This is a genomic window from Rhodanobacter terrae (assembly GCF_042657005.1).
Taxonomy (GTDB): Bacteria; Pseudomonadota; Gammaproteobacteria; order Xanthomonadales; family Rhodanobacteraceae; genus Rhodanobacter; species Rhodanobacter terrae.
Window position 1 is genome coordinate 1 of the sequence record NZ_JBHSNG010000044.1, and the last position, 16,169, is coordinate 16,169.

The 16,169-nt window shown below is 65.2% G+C and carries 15 protein-coding genes; 8 read left to right on the forward strand and 7 right to left on the reverse strand.

Going from position 1 to position 16,169, the window contains the following annotated elements:
- The coding region (locus ACFPPB_RS19555) for a transposase (RefSeq protein ID WP_377330238.1) at positions 1–141 on the forward strand (141 nt) is incomplete at its 5' end.
- Positions 142–236: 95 nt separating this feature from the next.
- Here the strand turns inward: ACFPPB_RS19555 and ACFPPB_RS19560 are convergent.
- The 3 genes from ACFPPB_RS19560 to radC form a co-directional block, all read right to left on the reverse strand.
- The gene (locus tag ACFPPB_RS19560) at positions 237–950 is read right to left on the reverse strand and encodes an SPOR domain-containing protein (protein WP_377330213.1); all 714 of its coding nucleotides are present in this window, start codon (positions 948–950) and stop codon (positions 237–239) included.
- The gene (gene argS / locus ACFPPB_RS19565; RefSeq protein WP_377330215.1) at positions 950–2,638 is read right to left on the reverse strand and encodes an arginine--tRNA ligase; all 1,689 of its coding nucleotides are present in this window, start codon (positions 2,636–2,638) and stop codon (positions 950–952) included. The genes ACFPPB_RS19560 and argS overlap by 1 nt, the downstream gene beginning before the upstream one ends.
- A gap of 489 nt (positions 2,639–3,127) precedes the next feature.
- Positions 3,128–3,799: a RadC family protein gene (gene radC, locus ACFPPB_RS19570; RefSeq protein WP_377330216.1), complete on the reverse strand. Its 672-nt coding sequence runs from the start codon at positions 3,797–3,799 to the stop codon at positions 3,128–3,130.
- A gap of 96 nt (positions 3,800–3,895) precedes the next feature.
- Between radC and coaBC the strand changes: the two genes are divergently transcribed.
- The 3 genes from coaBC (at position 3,896) to ACFPPB_RS19585 (ending at position 7,939) form a co-directional block, all read left to right on the forward strand.
- Positions 3,896–5,101: a bifunctional phosphopantothenoylcysteine decarboxylase/phosphopantothenate--cysteine ligase CoaBC gene (gene coaBC / locus ACFPPB_RS19575; RefSeq protein WP_377330217.1), complete on the forward strand. Its 1,206-nt coding sequence runs from the start codon at positions 3,896–3,898 to the stop codon at positions 5,099–5,101.
- On the forward strand, positions 5,098–5,556 hold the full coding sequence (dut, locus tag ACFPPB_RS19580) for a dUTP diphosphatase (protein WP_377330218.1): 459 nt from the start codon (positions 5,098–5,100) through the stop codon (positions 5,554–5,556). Before coaBC ends, dut begins: the two co-directional genes overlap by 4 nt.
- A 61-nt stretch (positions 5,557–5,617) precedes the next feature.
- Positions 5,618–7,939 carry a phosphomannomutase/phosphoglucomutase gene (locus ACFPPB_RS19585; RefSeq protein ID WP_377330220.1) on the forward strand — a complete coding sequence of 774 codons (2,322 nt, stop codon included), beginning with the start codon at positions 5,618–5,620 and terminating at the stop codon, positions 7,937–7,939.
- Positions 7,940–7,986: 47 nt separating this feature from the next.
- On the opposite strand, the gene ACFPPB_RS19590 is transcribed toward ACFPPB_RS19585, so the two are convergent.
- Both ACFPPB_RS19590 and pyrE read right to left on the reverse strand, forming a co-directional pair.
- On the reverse strand, positions 7,987–8,628 hold the full coding sequence (locus tag ACFPPB_RS19590) for a DUF4124 domain-containing protein (RefSeq protein ID WP_377330222.1): 642 nt from the start codon (positions 8,626–8,628) through the stop codon (positions 7,987–7,989).
- A 115-nt stretch (positions 8,629–8,743) separates the two neighbouring features.
- Positions 8,744–9,391 (reverse strand): orotate phosphoribosyltransferase, encoded by a 648-nt coding sequence (pyrE, locus tag ACFPPB_RS19595; protein ID WP_377330224.1) that lies wholly within the window; start codon positions 9,389–9,391, stop codon positions 8,744–8,746.
- Positions 9,392–9,611: 220 nt separating this feature from the next.
- Between pyrE and ACFPPB_RS19600 the strand changes: the two genes are divergently transcribed.
- From ACFPPB_RS19600 to ACFPPB_RS19610, 3 genes are all read left to right on the forward strand, one after another.
- On the forward strand, positions 9,612–10,382 hold the full coding sequence (locus ACFPPB_RS19600) for an exodeoxyribonuclease III (RefSeq protein WP_377330226.1): 771 nt from the start codon (positions 9,612–9,614) through the stop codon (positions 10,380–10,382).
- Entirely contained in the window at positions 10,372–11,637 is a 1,266-nt protein-coding gene (locus ACFPPB_RS19605; RefSeq protein WP_377330228.1) for an AmpG family muropeptide MFS transporter, read from the forward strand. Before ACFPPB_RS19600 ends, ACFPPB_RS19605 begins: the two co-directional genes overlap by 11 nt.
- A 107-nt stretch (positions 11,638–11,744) precedes the next feature.
- Complete coding sequence (locus ACFPPB_RS19610) at positions 11,745–12,047, forward strand: hypothetical protein (RefSeq protein ID WP_377330230.1); 303 nt, start codon at positions 11,745–11,747, stop codon at positions 12,045–12,047.
- Here ACFPPB_RS19610 and ACFPPB_RS19615 read toward each other — a convergent pair.
- On the reverse strand, positions 11,993–13,147 hold the full coding sequence (locus ACFPPB_RS19615) for an anhydro-N-acetylmuramic acid kinase (RefSeq protein WP_377330232.1): 1,155 nt from the start codon (positions 13,145–13,147) through the stop codon (positions 11,993–11,995). The genes ACFPPB_RS19610 and ACFPPB_RS19615 overlap by 55 nt on opposite strands.
- A 13-nt stretch (positions 13,148–13,160) precedes the next feature.
- Positions 13,161–14,603, reverse strand: coding sequence for an OapA family protein (locus ACFPPB_RS19620; protein ID WP_377330234.1), 1,443 nt, complete (start codon positions 14,601–14,603; stop codon positions 13,161–13,163).
- 173 nt (positions 14,604–14,776) lie between these two features.
- On the opposite strand from ACFPPB_RS19620, the gene tyrS reads away from it, so the two are divergent.
- Complete coding sequence (gene tyrS, locus ACFPPB_RS19625) at positions 14,777–15,988, forward strand: tyrosine--tRNA ligase (protein WP_377330236.1); 1,212 nt, start codon at positions 14,777–14,779, stop codon at positions 15,986–15,988.
- The last annotated feature ends 181 nt before the right edge of the window (positions 15,989–16,169 follow it).

The following is a 16,169-nucleotide window of genomic DNA, read 5'->3' on the forward strand; positions in this document are numbered from 1 at the left end:
CTTCCCGAGAACAAAGTCTCGCTCGGCTTCGTCGAAGGACTCAACAACAAAATCCGAGTCATCCAACGTCGCGCCTACGGACTGCGCGATGAGGAGTACCTGCGACTGAAAGTGCTCACCTGCATGCCGCCGGAGCTGTGAAATCGCGCGAATCTACCCACACGACTTCACGAAGACCCACAAAAAAAGGCCGCGCTGGATGCGCGGCCTTTTTGTAGCGGCTGCAGGCGAAACGCTTACTTGCCTTCCTTCAACGCGATCGCGTTGATCCCTGCACGAGCCAGCCGCTGCTTGGTCGATTCCAGCTCGGTGGCGGAATGGAACGGACCGAGCCGGACACGGTTATAGTTCTGCCCGCCGATGCTGACGGATTGCACGTTGGCGACGAAGCCCTGCATCGCGAGCTTTGCCTTCAGCGTTTCCGCGTCGGCGGAGTTCGGGAATGCACCGACCTGCAGCAGGTAGCCGCTGCCGGCGCCGGGCTGCGACAGGGCGGAAGCCGGCGCGGCGACGACGTTCTCGCTGACGGCGGCTGGCGCATTCGCCGGCGCCGTTGTCGCCGCCTGCTGAGCCGCCTGCTGCTGGGCCTGCAGCTGCGCTGCTTGTTGCTTCTGCTGTTGTTCGGCACGCGCCTGCGCACTGATCACAGCGTCGGGGATGCGCACTTCCTTTTCCGAAAGTACCGAGTAGAAATCGAATTGCGGTTTCTTCGGCGCGCTTTCACCGGCGGACGGTTCGACCACGCCAGGTTCGCTCGCACGTTCGGCGGTGGCCTGCGGGTTCGCCTGCGGGCCGCTGGGTTTGTTCATGCTGGTCAGCAGGCTGCCGTGCATCATCACCGCCATCAGGATCGCGCCGATCACCACGCCGATGACGGCGTAGCCCCAGCCCGGGAAACCGCTGCTGTTGTTGCGCACGGCCTGCCGGCCCTTGCCCTTGCGTGCTGCCATTACATCTTCTCCGGGGCGCTCAGGCCCAACAATGCCAAGCCATTCTTCAACACTTGCCGCGTCGCCACCACCAGCGCGAGGCGCGCGTTGCGCAGCGCGGCGTCCTCGACCAGGAACTGATGCGAGTTGTAGTAGGTGTGGAATGCGTTGGCCAGCTCACGCAACCAGGCGGCAACCAGATGCGGCTCCAGGTTTGCCGCGGCGGCATCGACCAGTTCGGGGTATTTCGACAGCTCGGTGAGCAGGATCTGCTCGTGCTCGTTGTCCAGCCGGGCCAGATGGGCGAGGCCATCCTGCAGGTCGAACGTGAAGCCCTTCTCGGGCGCCTGCCGCAGAACGCTGCATACGCGGGCATGTGCGTACTGGATGTAGTACACCGGGTTGTCGTTCGATTGCGAGCGGGCCAGGTCTATGTCGAACACCAGCTGCGAATCGCTCTTGCGCGCGATCAGGAAATAGCGCGTGGCGTCGCGGCCGACCTCGTCGATCAGGTCGCGCAAGGTGACGTAGCTGCCCGCACGCTTGGAAATCTTCACTTCCTCGCCATTGCGCATCACCGTCACCATCTGGTGCAGCACGTACTCCGGCCAGCTTGCCGGGATGCCGCAGTCGAGTGCCTGCAGGCCGGCCTTCACGCGCGCCAGCGAGCCGTGGTGATCAGAGCCTAGTTCGGTGATCGCGCGCTCGTAGCCGCGCTGCCACTTGCTGAGGTGGTAGGCCACGTCGGGCAGGAAATAGGTGTAGGTGCCGTCGGACTTGCGCATCACGCGGTCCTTGTCGTCACCGAAATCGGTGGTGCGCAGCCACAGCGCACCGCCCTCCTCGTAGGTGTGGCCGTGCGCGATCAGCTCGCGCACGGTCTCCTCGACCTTGCCGTCGCTGTACAGCGACGATTCGAGGAAGTAGGTGTCGAAGCCCACACCGAACGCCTGCAAGTCCAGGTCCTGCTCGCGCCGCAGGCTGGCCACGGCGAAGCGGCGGATCGCGTCGAGATCGTCGACATCGCCGGCTGCGATTACCGTCTCGCCGTCGGCGACCACCGATTCGCGATCGAGATAGGCGCGCGCCACATCGGCGATGTAGTCGCCGCGGTAGCCGCCGTCCGGCCAGCTGCTGTCATCCGGTGTAATGCCGCGTGCGCGCGCCTGCACCGAGATCGCCAGATTCGCGATCTGCACGCCGGCATCGTTGTAGTAGAACTCGCGCTTGACGTTCCAGCCGGTAGCGTCGAGCAGCCGGCTCAGGCAATCGCCGATCGCAGCGGCGCGGCCGTGGCCCACGTGCAGCGGACCGGTCGGATTCGCCGAGACGAATTCCACGCCGACCGTCCTGCCGTGGCCCACGGTGCCGCGGCCGTAGGCATCGCCTTCGGCCATGATGCGGCGCACCTCGGCGTGGCAGGCGCCGGCGGCGAGGAAGAAATTGACGAAGCCGGGCCCGGCGATTTCAATCTTTGCCACCAGCTCGTTCGCCGGCAGCGCGGCAACCAGCTTGTCGGCCAGTTCACGCGGTTTCGCACGGGCCGGTTTGGCCAACAGCATCGCCACGTTGCAGGCGAAGTCACCGTGTTCGCGGCTGCGCGAGCGCTCGATCACGAACCCGGGCGGGGTCAGGTCGACGGGCAGGGTGGCATCGTTTTGCAAGGTCTGGATGGCCTGCAGCACCAGGTCGCGCAACTGTTCTTTCACGGAGGGGGTCGATTTCGTGATGGAACCGCCAATCCTAACAGACCGCCGTGCCGGCGAAACGCCGGGCGGCAATGCTTGCGGCGCCTGCTTCCGCGATGCAGAAGCTTTGATGCGCTGCGGCTAGCCGTCCTGTGGATAAGTCTGTGGGGAAAGCGGCCGTTGGCGCCGGCCAAGTGGTCGCGACGCGTCGGAAGCCGGCTAGACATCACGGATAATTCATTATTTTCAATAGGTTGGTCAATTAACCTAGGGTGAAAATCGCGATAGGACCGGCAAGGGCCGGTATCACCTTTTTGTGCATAAGTTTCGGCGACTTGGCGGCACTTCATGCGGACGACACATGTCATCGGTTCGTCATGCGGCGCTGCGACACTGCTCGCGCCTGGACATGACTCCCCTCCATGAAACGGCAGCGGAGACGCCGCTCTCTCCCCTCCCCAATCGGCCCAACGGCGTGGTTCGTTCCACGCCGTTTTTTTATGGCGCGGTTCAGAGCAGGCCGCGCGCCGCCATCGACACCGGCTCACCGCTACCGATGATCAGGTGATCGAGCACGCGCACGCCGATCAGTTGCAGTGCATTGCGCAGTTCTAGCGTGATCGCGCGATCGGCCGTGCTGGGCTCGGCAACGCCGGAGGGATGGTTGTGCGCGAAGATCACGGCGCAGGCGTTGCGTTGCAGGCAGGCCCGTACCACTTCGCGCGGATGCACGCTGGCGCCGTCGATGGTGCCGCGGAAAAGCTCCTCGAACCCCAATACGCGGTGGCGATTGTCCAGATACAGGCAGCCGAATACCTCGTACGGGAGATGGCGCAGGCGGGCGCGCAGAAAATCGCCGCTGTCGCGAGGGTTGCCCAGACAGGGCTTCTCCTGCAGCTGCTCGGCCAGGCTGCGACGGGCCAGTTCCAGTGCGGCGACAATGCGCGCGCGCTTGGCCGGACCCAGCCCGTTGGCGGGGACTTGTTGGTCGGGCCGGCCGAGCAATGCACCCAGGGTGCCGGCCGAGTTCAGCAGCTCCCGACCCAATGCCAGGGCATCCTTGCCGCGGCTGCCGCTGCCCAGCAGCACTGCCAGCAGCTCGGCATCGGACAGCGCGGCGCTGCCCAGGGTCAGCAGCTTTTCACGGGGACGTTCGCGTTCTGGCCAGTCACGGATGCTCATGCTTTCAATTTGCCGGACGGCGTCGCCGCCGGGCAGCGGTCAGGGCGAATGAATCCGGTAAGCTAGGCGTCTGCCCGATTGTCAGGCCCTCCTTACATGAGTCTTGCCCAACGCCGTATTCTGCTGGGAGTGTCCGGCGGCATCGCCGCCTACAAGTCCTGCGAGCTGGTCCGCCGCTTGCGCGACCTCGATGCCGAGGTGCGCGTGGTGATGACCGAGGCTGCCACCCACTTCGTCAGTCCGACCACGTTCCAGGCGTTGTCCGGCCTGAGCGTGCGGGTGAGCTTGTGGGACGCGCAGGCCGAAGCGGCCATGGGGCACATCGAACTGGCGCGCTGGGCCGAACGCATCCTGGTCGCGCCGGCCAGCGCCGACCTGCTGGCGCGGCTGGCGCATGGGATGGCCGGCGACTTGCTGACCACGCTGTGCCTGGCCAGCGCCGCGCCACTGTACCTGGCGCCGGCCATGAACCAGCAAATGTGGGCGCATCCGGCGGTGCAGGCGAATATCGACACGCTGCGCCAGCGCGGTGCGCAGCTGCTCGGCCCGGCCGCCGGTGATCAAGCTTGCGGCGATGTCGGTACGGGCCGGATGCTGGAGCCGCACGAATTGCGGGACGCGCTGCTGGCCTCGTTCGGCAACCGGTCGTTGGCCGGGCTGAACGTCCTGGTCAGTGCCGGCCCCACTTATGAAGACATCGACCCGGTGCGTTTCGTCGGCAACCGCAGTTCCGGCCGGATGGGTTTTGCGGTGGCTGCCGCGGCCGCCGAGGCCGGTGCCGAGGTGACCTTGATTGCCGGGCCGGTGAGCCTGTCCACGCCGGCCGGCGTGGCGCGACGCGTCGATGTGCGCAGCGCGGCGCAGATGCACGCGGCGGTGCTGACCGCGGCCGCTCAGGCGGACATCTATATCGGTGCGGCGGCGGTCGGCGATTACCGCCCGCTGGAAGTGTCCGCGCAAAAACTGAAGAAGCGCGCCGGCGCCGGCCTGTCGCTGCAGCTGAGCGAGAATCCGGACATCCTGGCCAGCCTGTCGGCGCAAACCGCGCACCCGTTCCTGGTCGGATTCGCCGCAGAAACGCATGATGTCGCGAGTTACGCGCAGGGCAAGCTGCGGAACAAGGGGCTGGACATGATTGCGGCCAATCAGGTGGGCGGCGGCCTCGGTTTCGAGACCGCCGACAATGCGTTGACGCTGTACTGGGCCGACGGTGCGGTCGAATTGCCGCGGGCGGCGAAACCGGAACTGGCGCGTCAGCTGATCGCCCGGGTGGCCGAGCGCTTTCGGGCCGCGCGCGGATGACGATCGACGTCGAACTGAAAATTCTCGATCCGCGCCTCGGCGACAGCATCCCGTTGCCGCAGGCCGCCACGCCCGGCAGCGCCGGTATGGACCTGCGCGCCGCACTGGAGGCACCGTTGACGCTGGCGCCGGGAGAAAGTGCGCTGGTGCCCAGCGGCTTCGCAATCCATATCGGCGATCCGGGCTGGTGCGCGCTGATCGTGCCGCGCTCGGGACTGGGCCACAAGCACGGCCTGGTGATGGGCAACCTGGTCGGGGTGATCGATGCGGACTACCAGGGGCCGCTGATGATTTCATGCTGGAATCGCAGCACTCAGTCGTACACCATCGCGGTGGGCGACCGGATCGCCCAGTTGCTGCTGGTGCCGGTGGCACAGGCGCGGTTGAAGGTCGTGAACACTTTTGCGCCGAGCGAACGTGGCGGCGGTGGTTTTGGCTCGACCGGTATCCAATGAACAGGCGGGCAGGCCCGAAACCGGCCGCGCCGGCACGCAGGCACAGCCGAGGGGACGGGGCATGGCGTTGAACATCGCGAAAGAGCGACTGCGCAACCTGCAGAGCAACTGGCGGGAGCTGTTGCCGCTGGCCGGCGGCACCATCTTGCTGCTGCTGGGGCTGTTCTGTGCGTGGCAGACCTGGCTGATCGCCGATGAAAGCGCCGCGATCGAGCAGGTGCACCTCGCCCAGGACCAGGCCGTGCAGGCGATGTCCGACGAGGTCGCCAAGCAGCGCGGTACGGTCGAAGAGGTGCTGGCTGGTCTGAACCCGGCCACCTTGATGAGCGATCCGGCGCGGTCCGCGGCGGCGCTGCGGCAACGGTTGCCGCAGGCGAAGAAGCTGGAGTTGTACAGCGGCGATCTCAACGAGGTATTGAAGGCCAACTACCGCGAGTTCGGTTACGCCAAGGCGGCCCAGCTGATGGCTGCGCAGAGTTCCGAGGGCGTACCGCTGGCGCAGAGCGTTTCCTATGGCAACGGCGATCGCCGATTGAGCCTGGTGATCCCGCTGGGGCCGCCACAGCAGGCGCAGGCCTGGGTCTGGGTCGAGCTGCCGTTCGCTCCGTTGCGGAAACGTTTCGATGCCATCTCGCCGGCCGGTGGCCGGCTGGAATTCCGCCAGGGCGATGAGCACGGCAACGTACAGCTGTTTTCGAATGGCTCCGCGTCGGCCGAAGCCGAGGCGACCGGCAAGCCGGTCGCCGGCAGCGTATTCAGTGTCGGTGCCGGCCTGCCCGGTGCCTTCATCGTGTTGCCGCGCTCGTGGTTGTTGAGCGGACTGCTGACTTTGCTGGGTCTGGGCGGCAGCGGTTATCTGCTGCGTTTGCGACGGCGCGCCATGCCCGCACCCGAGTTCGAGGAAGTGGCCCTGCCGACGAGAATCGAAAAGGTCCCCGCGGCGGCCAAGCCGGCGAAGCCACCGCTTGACCAGCCACCCGCGCCGGCCGCAGCTGCGACGGTCGAGGTGGACCCGAGCATCTTCCGTGCGTATGACGTGCGCGGCGTGGTCGGCAAGACCTTGAGCAAGGAGGTCGCGCACGCGCTCGGCCAGTCGATCGGCGCGGTGATGACCGAGAAGGGTCTGCGTGAAATCGTGGTCGGCCGCGACGGTCGACAGTCCGGCCCGGAGCTGGCCGGCGCGCTGGCCGATGGCCTGCGCGCGGCCGGCATCGATGTGATCGACATCGGTTCGGTGTCCACGCCGGTGGTCTACTACGCGGCATATCGCCTCAATACCGGCTGTGGCGTGGCGGTGACCGGCAGCCACAATCCGCCGGACTACAACGGCTTCAAGATCGTGGTCGGCGGCGAGACCTTGTCCGAGGGCGCGATCCAGGATCTGTACCAGCGGATCGTCGGCGGCGCCCTGGCCAGCGACGGCCATGGCAGCCTGCGCCAAGTCGATGTGGCGCCCGACTACATCGAAAAGATCGTCTCCGACGTGCTGGCCGAGCGTCGCCTGAAGATCGTGGTCGACTGCGGCAACGGCATTCCCGGCGCGATCGCGCCGCAGGTGCTGGAGGGCGTCGGTGCCGAGGTGATCACGCTGTACTGCGACGTCGACGGCAATTTCCCGAATCACCACCCGGATCCGTCCGACCCGCACAACCTCGAGGACCTGATCCTGTCGGTAAAGCGGACCGGCGCCGATCTGGGCATTGCGTTCGACGGCGACGGCGATCGTCTGGGCGTGGTCACCCGGTCCGGCGAGATCATCTATCCGGATCGCCTGCTGATGTTGTTCGCACGCGACGTGCTGTCGCGCCAGCCCGGCGCCACCATCATCTACGACGTCAAGTGCACCAGCCACCTGAAGGGCCAGATCCTGGATGCCGGCGGCAGCCCGTTGATGTGGCGCACCGGCCATTCACTGATTAAGGCGAAGATGCGCGAGACCGGCGCCGAGCTGGCCGGCGAGATGAGCGGGCACTTCTTCTTCAAGGAGCGGTGGTACGGTTTCGACGATGGCATCTACGCCGCCGCCCGATTGCTGGAAATCCTCGCCGGCGACCTGCAGGGGCGCAGCCCGGAAGAAATCTTCGCCACGTTGCCGAAAAGCGTCTCCACGCCCGAGTTGAAGGTCGAACTGGCCGAGGGCGAGCACTACCGCTTCATGGACAAGTTGCGCCAGCAGGCCAACTTCGACGATGCCGCGCTGACCACCATCGACGGACTGCGCGCGGACTGGCCGGACGGCTGGGGACTGGTCCGCGCATCCAACACCACGCCGGTGCTGGTGCTGCGTTTCGAGGCGGACGATGCGGTTGCGTTGAAGCGCATCCAGCAGGTCTTCAGGCAGCAGCTGCTCGCCGTGGATTCCAAGCTGCAACTGCCGTTCTGAGCCGAATCAACAGGCGGCTTATGCCGGCTGTTCGCTGAACATGCGGGCTACTCCGTGGGCTGCGCTTGCGCCGCCTTGATCTCGCGATATCGCGCCAGCTGTTTGGCCTGCAATTGCACAGTCTGTGTGCGCAAGGCCTGTTCATGCTGCAGGGCATTGCGCTGCTCGGTGACGATGGTGCGCTGCTGGGCGATGCTGTCGACCAGGAACTTCGGCACCGGTGTCTTGGCGTTCTCCAGGTCGGCCGCGCGGCCAAGCAAGTCGGTCAGCGCCTTTTCCTGGCTGCGCAGATTGATCTGGGTGGTATGGATCTGCTGGTCGATCGTATCCAGCTGTTGCTGCAGCGACAGCTTGTATGAGGCCTCGTCCGGATAGGCGGCCAGCATCTGCGCTTCGGCGCTGGCGATTTCCTGCGCCGCTCGTTGCTTGGCCGCCTGTTCGGCCGCCAGCTTGTTGGCGGCGATACGTTCCTCGGGGGTCAACTGGCGCGGCACGTGCTGTACCACCAGGCCACGGTCGTTGACCAGGTCATAGCCGTACTTCATCGCTTCGGCGGTGAGGCTGTCGCTGAAATGCATCAGGCCTTGCCCGTCGTGCCATTTATAGCGGATGTTGCCGGTGTTCTGGGCGTGCGCCGACAGGCTGGCGAGCAGCACAGCAGCAGCAAAAAAAAGCGGTGACTTGCGCATGGATTCTCCCTTGTCTCCCAGTATAGCCGGCGCCATCGCATTGCCCAGCTCGGCGCCGCGGCACCGGTAGCCGCGGTAACCGGGTTCGCTGGAGTTTACGTCCGTGTGGGTGAACTCAACCTTGAACTCCGTAGCGTTCGCGATAAGCCAGCAGACGGGCGTGCTCGGCGGCCAGCCGAGGGTGTTCGCCGGCGTAAGCCAGCACATCGTCGAGGCTGGTGATCGCGATCACCGGGATGCCGTAGTCGGCGGCCACTTCCTGCGCGGCGGAGCGCTCGCCCTGGCCGCGTTCCTGCCGATCAAGGGCGATCAGCACGCCGGCCGGTTCGGCGCCGTGCGCACGGATCAGCGCCAGCGATTCGCGCACCGCGGTGCCGGCGGTCATCACGTCATCGACGATCAGTACGCGGCCCGCGAGCGGCGCGCCGACCAGCACGCCGCCTTCGCCGTGATCCTTCGCCTCCTTGCGGTTGTACGCCCACGGCAAATCGCGTTGATGTTGATCGGCCAGCGCGATGGCGGTAGCCGCGGCCAGTGCGATGCCCTTGTAGGCCGGGCCGAACAACATGTCGACGGCGACACCGGAATTGACCACCGCGGCGGCATAGGCGCGTCCGAGCTGGGCCAGCGCGGCGCCCGTATCGATGCGGCCCATGTTGAAGAAATACGGACTTTGCCGGCCGGATTTCAGGGTGAACTCGCCGAAGCGCAGCACTTCGCGCTGCAGGGTGAGTTCGATGAAGTCGCGCTGGTAGTCGTGCACAGTCGTCTCGCAGGTGGCCGGGATCAGGGCGGGGCCCGCAGCAACCGATGCCGCGGTCCGGAACGGCGGACATGGTACAGCCCGCCGCCGTCAGGAAGTCCGCGCGCAGAGACAGCCGCAAGGCGACATGAGTGCGGCGGTTCAGGCTTGTCCGCTTCCATTGACGCTGGTCAGAGGCGCTCTGGTTGTTATGATCACCCATCACGAGCCGGGAGACTTCATGCGCATCATCAGCCTCAATGCCAACGGCATCCGCTCGGCCGCGAACAAGGGCGTGTTCGACTGGCTGCGCAAGCAAAACGCGGACGTGGTCTGCCTGCAGGAAACCAAGGCGCAGGAGGATCAGCTGGGCGATCCGATGTTCCGCCCCGACGGGCATCACTGTTTCTATCGCGACGCCAGCAGCAAGAAGGGTTACAGCGGCGTGGCGATCTACGCCAGGCGCGAGCCCGATCAGGTGCTGACCGAGCTGGGCTGGGACGAGTTCGACAACGAAGGCCGTTACATCGAGGCGCGTTTCGGCAATCTGTCGGTGGTGTCGCTGTATTTCCCGTCCGGCACGTCGGGCGACGAGCGCCAGCAGTTCAAGTTCAAGGCGATGGAGTGGATCACCCCGATCTTCGACGCGTGGTTGAAAAGTGGCCGAGACTACGTGATCTGCGGCGACTGGAACATCGTGCACACGAAGAACGACATCAAGAACTGGAGCTCGAACCAGAAGAATTCCGGCTGTCTTCCCGAGGAACGCGCATGGCTGGACCTGCTGTTCCAGCAGCGCGGCTGGGTCGACAGCTTCCGCGCGATCAAGCCCGAGGCCGTCGAATACACCTGGTGGTCGAACCGCGGCCAGGCCCGCGCGAACAATGTGGGATGGCGCATCGACTACCAGGTCTGCACGCCGTCGCTGCGCGCGCGGTTGCGCGATTGCTCGATCTATCGCGAACAGCGGTTCTCCGACCACGCGCCCTATACGGTGGACTATGCCGACTGAGCCGGTGTTGCCGACGACAGAGGCCGTGCCGGGCCGTCGCTGGCGTGTACTGAGCATCGGCCTGCTCGGTTTCGCCTCCGGCCTGCCGCTGGCCTTGTCGCTGAGCACGCTGCAAGCGTGGTTCACCACGGCCGGGATGAGTTTGAAAACCATCGGCTGGATCACCTTGATCAGCCAGGCTTACGTGTTCAAGTTCCTGTGGGCGCCGCTGCTGGATCGCCTGCCGTTGCCGTTTCTCGGTCGACGCCGCGGCTGGATCCTGCTGATGCAATTGCTCTGCGGTGCGGCGCTGATCAGCATGAGTTTCTACACGCCGCAGGGTGCGGCGACCACCATCGCGTTCCTGGGCGTGCTGCTGGCGTTCGCCTCGGCCACGCAGGATATCGCTTACGACGCGCACCGCACCGATCTGCTGCCGCCAGCCGAACGCGGCTGGGGCACGGCGTTCTCGCAGGGCGGCTACCGGCTGGGCATGCTGGTCTCCGGTGCGCTGGCGTTGATCCTCGCCGACCATCTGGGCTGGGCCTGGGTATACCGTTTGATGGGCGCGTTGATGCTGGGCTCGATGCTGGTCACCGTGTCGTCGCCCGACGCGCCGGGCGAGCGGCCCACGCGGAGCTTCGCTGAGGCGGTGGTGCAGCCGTTTGCGGACTTCTTCACGCGCTACGGCAAGGTGGCGCTGGCGTGGCTGGCGCTGATGGTGCTGTACAAGCTGAGTGATGCGTTCGCATTGTCGTTGTCGACCACTTTTCTGTTGCGTGTACCGCAGTTCTCGCTGACTCAGTTGGGGGCGATCAACAAGACCTTCGGTTTGATAGCCGGCCTGCTCGGTGCGCTGGCCGGCGGCTGGGTCGTGACGCGGATGCGGCTGTTTCCCGCGCTGCTGGCGCTGGGAGTGGCGCAGGCGCTGGTGAACCTCGGTTACATCTGGCTGGTGCACAGCGGCCCGGACATCTATGCGCTGGCCACCGTGGTGGGACTGGAGAATTTCTTCAGCGGACTGGGCAGCACCGCCTTCGTGGTGCTGGTGACAGGGCTGTGCAACATGCGGTTCTCCGCGACCCAGTACGCGCTGCTGTCCTCGCTGTCGGCGGTGGGGCGGGTGTTCCTCGGACCGCTGTCGGCATGGCTGGTGCCACAGGTGGGCTGGTCGACATTCTTCGTCATCACGGTCCTGTCGGCGATCCCGGGACTGCTGCTGGTGATCGTGTTGCGCCATGCGATCCACCGCGTCGAACTGGCCCAGCCGCACTGAGATTGCCAACCAGGCCACGGAAGTGGCTGCGGGATCGGTCAGAATTCCTAACCAGCACGAGGGAGACGCGGTTCCCTGCGCAACACGGAGTGACGCCTGTGCCGGACATGGTCCTTCAGCACATCGACAGTTTGCTGGTCGAGCGCATCAAGGCGCTGGCAAGAGACCGTCAATGGTCGATCAATGACGTCTTGTTGCACGCCTTGCGCAACGGCCTGGGCATATCGGCTGCGCAACCGTGCAGCGAAAGCCTGCGCGATCCGCAGGCGCTGGCCGTGCTCGGAGGCCATTGGGAAGCTGCGGAACAGGGCGCATTCCAGGAGGCGCTGCACGCCTTGGCGCAGACCAATCCGACTCAGCTGGCGCCCGAAAGTATCCGTTCCGGCGAGCCTGCCCTGGGCGCGGAGTAGATCGCGCCCAGTACCCGTGGCCCGTGCGCACCGGTTACCGCCGGCAGATTGCCGGGCAGACCGAGCAGGCGTTGCCGCGCCAGCCATGCAAACGCGGTGGCTTCGAGAAAATCCGGATCGATGCCGTGGCGCGCGGTGCTGTGCAGAGCCCGAGGCGCCAGCAGTTGGCCCAGTCGCCGCATCAGTGCGCCGTTATGCACGCCGCCACCGCAAACCAGCACTTCGTCGGCGCCCGGTGCGTGCTGCGCGATCGCCTCTGCAATGCTGCGTGCGCTGAGTTCAAGCAAGGTGGTCTGCACGTCCGCAGGATCCAGCCCAGCCAGTGGCGCATGCATGGCCAGCCAGTCCAGATGGAAGTGTTCGCGCCCGGTGCTCTTCGGCGGCGGCAGCGCGAAGTAATCGTCGGCCAGCAAGGCATCGAGCAAGTCCGCATCGAGCCGGCCACTGGCCGCAAACATGCCGTCGCGGTCGAACGGCTCGCCACGATGGCGCAGGCACCAGGCATCGAGCAGGCCGTTGGCCGGGCCGGTGTCGAAACCGCGCACGCTGCCTTCGGCGCCGAGCACGGTGATATTGGCAATGCCGCCGAGGTTGAGGACCACCCGCGCGTGGCCGGGGCGGGCCAGCAGCATCGCGTGCAGCGCCGGCAACAAGGGAGCGCCCTGCCCGCCCGCGGCGACGTCGGCACGCCGGAAATCCGCTACCACGTCGATGCGGCAGCGCTCGGCAATCGTGGTCGGATCGCCCAGTTGCAGGGTGAAGGGATAGTCGCCGCCGGGGCGATGGCGCAAGGTCTGGCCGTGCGAGCCGATCGCCCGCACCGCGTCCGCCGGCGTGCCACTTTGCTCGAGCAATTGCAGGGCAGCGTCGGCGAAGCAGCGGCCGATCTCGACGTCCAGCCGTCCAAATGCATCCAGATCCAGCGCGGCCTCGCCCTGCGCAAGCGCGAGAATGCGTTTGCGCAGGACTGGTGGCCACGGGTGGGTATGGATGGCGAGAACCTGCGGTGCTCCGCGTGCGAAGTCGACCAGCACGGCATCGATGCTGTCCGCGCTGGTACCCGAGATCAGTCCGAGATAAAGCGCCTTAGCGTCATTCACGCTCGCGTTTCGCTCAGTTGTCGCTGCGGGCGGGAGTGTTCGTGCGGGCCAGTCTGACGCGGGCATCCAGTTCGGTCAGCCGCGCCAGCTGCGGTTTCACCACCTGGGCCCGGAACCTCGCCAGCTGGACCGCCGGCAACGGTTCGGGCTGCGGCAGCGTTACCGTCTGCGGATTGCGCTGCACGCCATTGACGCGGAACTCATAGTGCAAATGCGGTCCGGTGGCCAGGCCGGTCATGCCCACGAAACCGATCACCTGCCCCTGGCTGACATGCTGCCCGACGCGCTCATTGGCGAATCGCGACATGTGGCCATAGGCCGTGCTGATCGTCTTGTTGTGCTGGATGATCACGAAGTTGCCGTACCCGTTCATCCAGCCCTTGAACTTGATCACGCCATCGCCGGCGGCATGAATCGGCGTACCGGTGGGGGCGGCGTAGTCGACGCCCTTGTGCGCGCGCATGAGGCCGAGGATCGGGTGCAGGCGCGCCGCGCTGAAGGTCGAGGAGATCCGGGTGAAGTCGACCGGGATGCGCAGGAACGACTTCTGGATCGGCCGGCCATCCTCGCTGAACCAGCCGTAGTTGCCGTCGGCCTTCTTGAAGCGATAGGCGGTATAGCGCTTGCCCTGGTTGGTGAATTCGGCGGCGACGATGTTGCCTTCGCCGTAGCGCACGCCGTCGCGGTAGACGTCGTCATAGATCACCGTGAAGCTGTCGCCGACGCGTAGATCCTGCACGAAATCGATGTCGTACTTGAACAGGTCGGCCAGCTTGCCGACCATCGCTGCGTTCAAGCCGGCCTCGTCGCCAGCGGCATACAGGCTGCTGTGAATGACGCCGTGCGCCACCTGCTCGCGCAGATCCATGTCGCGCTGCTGGATGGAGACGGTGGGTTGCGCGCCGTCGAAACGAACGATCGCGCGATTGGCCTGATCCTGGTCGAAGCGGAAGCCTTTGAGGCTGCCGTCGCTGTCAAGCAGGAAATCGAACTCCTGGCCAGGCCGGATGTCGTGCAACGCGGACTTCGCATTGCCGGATGCATCTATCACCTTTTGCAGGTCGGCCATGCCGAGACCGCGGGCGTTGAAGATATCCGACAAGGTCTGGCCTGGTTGCACCCGCACCACCTGCCAGTCGTCCACGGCGGGAGCCGTCGCGTTGGTCGGCGCGATTCGCGGCAGTGCCAGCGGCAATAGCGAATGCACTACCGGCTCGGGCGCGGGACGCATAGCGCTGGCCCACGCAGGCATGATGAAACCGGACAGCAAGGTGATCAGCAGCGCGGTACCGGCGAGTACAAAACGTTCGCGATGCCAGCGAATGGGCTCGATCTCGGCCGAGCGGTTGAACGACCAATGCGAGCAGCGCTCGTAGAAGTGAGAGTGCCGGCGTTGTGCCTTGCGGCAGATCGCCAGCTTGCGGGCATGCCGCGACCCCTGCTTTTCTTCAGCCATGCTCTCAACGCCCGCAGTACAAAGTAACAAACTGCGCGTACCATAACGGTCATGTGTAAATGGCGTCAACGCCTTTTCCATCAAGGGTTTGCACGATATTCCCGGTTAACACACAATTAACGGCAACGGCACGACCGAGTTTCCGGTTGCCCATTGTCACCTGAGAGGAATACATGAGCGAGCTTGAGCAGGCGCTGGCCACGATCGCGCGCGGCGCCGACGAAATCATCAAGCGGGAGGATCTGGCCGAGCGGCTGAAAAGCGGCCGGCCATTGCGGATCAAGGCCGGCTTCGACCCGACGGCACCGGATCTGCACCTCGGCCATACCGTCTTGTTGAACAAGATGCGCCAGTTTCAGGATCTGGGTCATCAGGTCATTTTCCTGATCGGCGACTTCACCGGCATGATCGGCGATCCGACCGGGAAGAATGTCACCCGCAAGCCACTGACTCGCGAGGATGTGCTGGCGAATGCCGAAACCTACGCGGAACAGGTCTACAAAGTGCTGGACAGGGAGCGCACCGAGTTGCGTTTCAATTCCGAGTGGTTCGGCCAGATGTCGGCGGCCGACATGATCAAGCTGGCCGCCCAGCACACCGTGGCGCGCATGCTCGAGCGTGACGACTTCACCAAGCGCTACGCCGCGCAGCAGCCGATCGCGATCCACGAATTCCTGTATCCGTTGGTACAAGGCTACGACTCGGTCGCGCTGAAGGCCGATGTCGAGCTGGGTGGCACCGATCAGAAGTTCAACCTGCTGATGGGCCGTGCCTTGCAGGAGCACCACGGCCAGCCGCCGCAGATCGTGTTGACCATGCCTTTGCTGGAAGGCCTGGACGGCATCAACAAGATGTCCAAGTCGCTGGGCAACTACATCGGCATCAACGAGCCCGCGATCGACATCGTCACCAAGACGATGAAGATCGGCGACGAGTTGATGTGGCGCTGGTTCGAACTGCTGAGCTTCGAGGTGTCGCTGGATGAACTGGCACAGATGAAGAAAGACATCGCCAGCGGCGTGCTCAATCCGCGGGATGCCAAACTGCGCCTCGCACGCGAACTGACGGCGCGCTTCCATGGCGCAGCCGCTGCCGAACTGGCGCTCGCCGGCTGGCACGCGGTCGTGCGCGGCGAAGGCGATACGTCATTGCTGCCGCAGGTCGACATCGTCGTACCGGCGGAAGGCATGCGTCTGACAGCCTTGCTCAGCGCGGCCGGGCTGACCGCGAGCAACTCCGAAGCCAGCCGCAAGCTGAAGGAGCGCGCCGTGCGCATCGACGCCGAAGTCGTGGAAGATGCACAGCGCGTATTCGCTGCCGGTTTCGAAGGTGTCGTGCAGGTGGGCAAGCGCAACTTCGCAAGAGTGAAGCTCGTCGAGGCGTGATCGAAGCGCGCTCGGTCCGGAATACGGATTGGGATGACGCTGCCAAACAAAGAAGGGTCTTCGTGAAGTCGTGTGGGTAGATTCGCGCGATTTCACAGCTCCGGCAGCATGCAGGTGAGCACTTTCAGTCGCAGGTACTCCTCATCGCGCAGTCCGTAGGCGCGACGTTGGATGACTCGGA

Coding starts and splice junctions, on each gene's coding strand:
- ACFPPB_RS19560 (WP_377330213.1), bottom strand. CDS start 950: ATGGCAGCACGCAAGGGCAAGGGCCGGCAGGCCGTGCGCAACAACAGC.
- radC (WP_377330216.1), bottom strand. CDS start 3,799: ATGAGCATCCGTGACTGGCCAGAACGCGAACGTCCCCGTGAAAAGCTG.
- coaBC (WP_377330217.1), top strand. CDS start 3,896: ATGAGTCTTGCCCAACGCCGTATTCTGCTGGGAGTGTCCGGCGGCATC.
- dut (WP_377330218.1), top strand. CDS start 5,098: ATGACGATCGACGTCGAACTGAAAATTCTCGATCCGCGCCTCGGCGAC.
- ACFPPB_RS19585 (WP_377330220.1), top strand. CDS start 5,618: ATGGCGTTGAACATCGCGAAAGAGCGACTGCGCAACCTGCAGAGCAAC.
- ACFPPB_RS19590 (WP_377330222.1), bottom strand. CDS start 8,628: ATGCGCAAGTCACCGCTTTTTTTTGCTGCTGCTGTGCTGCTCGCCAGC.
- ACFPPB_RS19600 (WP_377330226.1), top strand. CDS start 9,612: ATGCGCATCATCAGCCTCAATGCCAACGGCATCCGCTCGGCCGCGAAC.
- ACFPPB_RS19605 (WP_377330228.1), top strand. CDS start 10,372: ATGCCGACTGAGCCGGTGTTGCCGACGACAGAGGCCGTGCCGGGCCGT.
- ACFPPB_RS19610 (WP_377330230.1), top strand. CDS start 11,745: ATGGTCCTTCAGCACATCGACAGTTTGCTGGTCGAGCGCATCAAGGCG.
- ACFPPB_RS19620 (WP_377330234.1), bottom strand. CDS start 14,603: ATGGCTGAAGAAAAGCAGGGGTCGCGGCATGCCCGCAAGCTGGCGATC.
- tyrS (WP_377330236.1), top strand. CDS start 14,777: ATGAGCGAGCTTGAGCAGGCGCTGGCCACGATCGCGCGCGGCGCCGAC.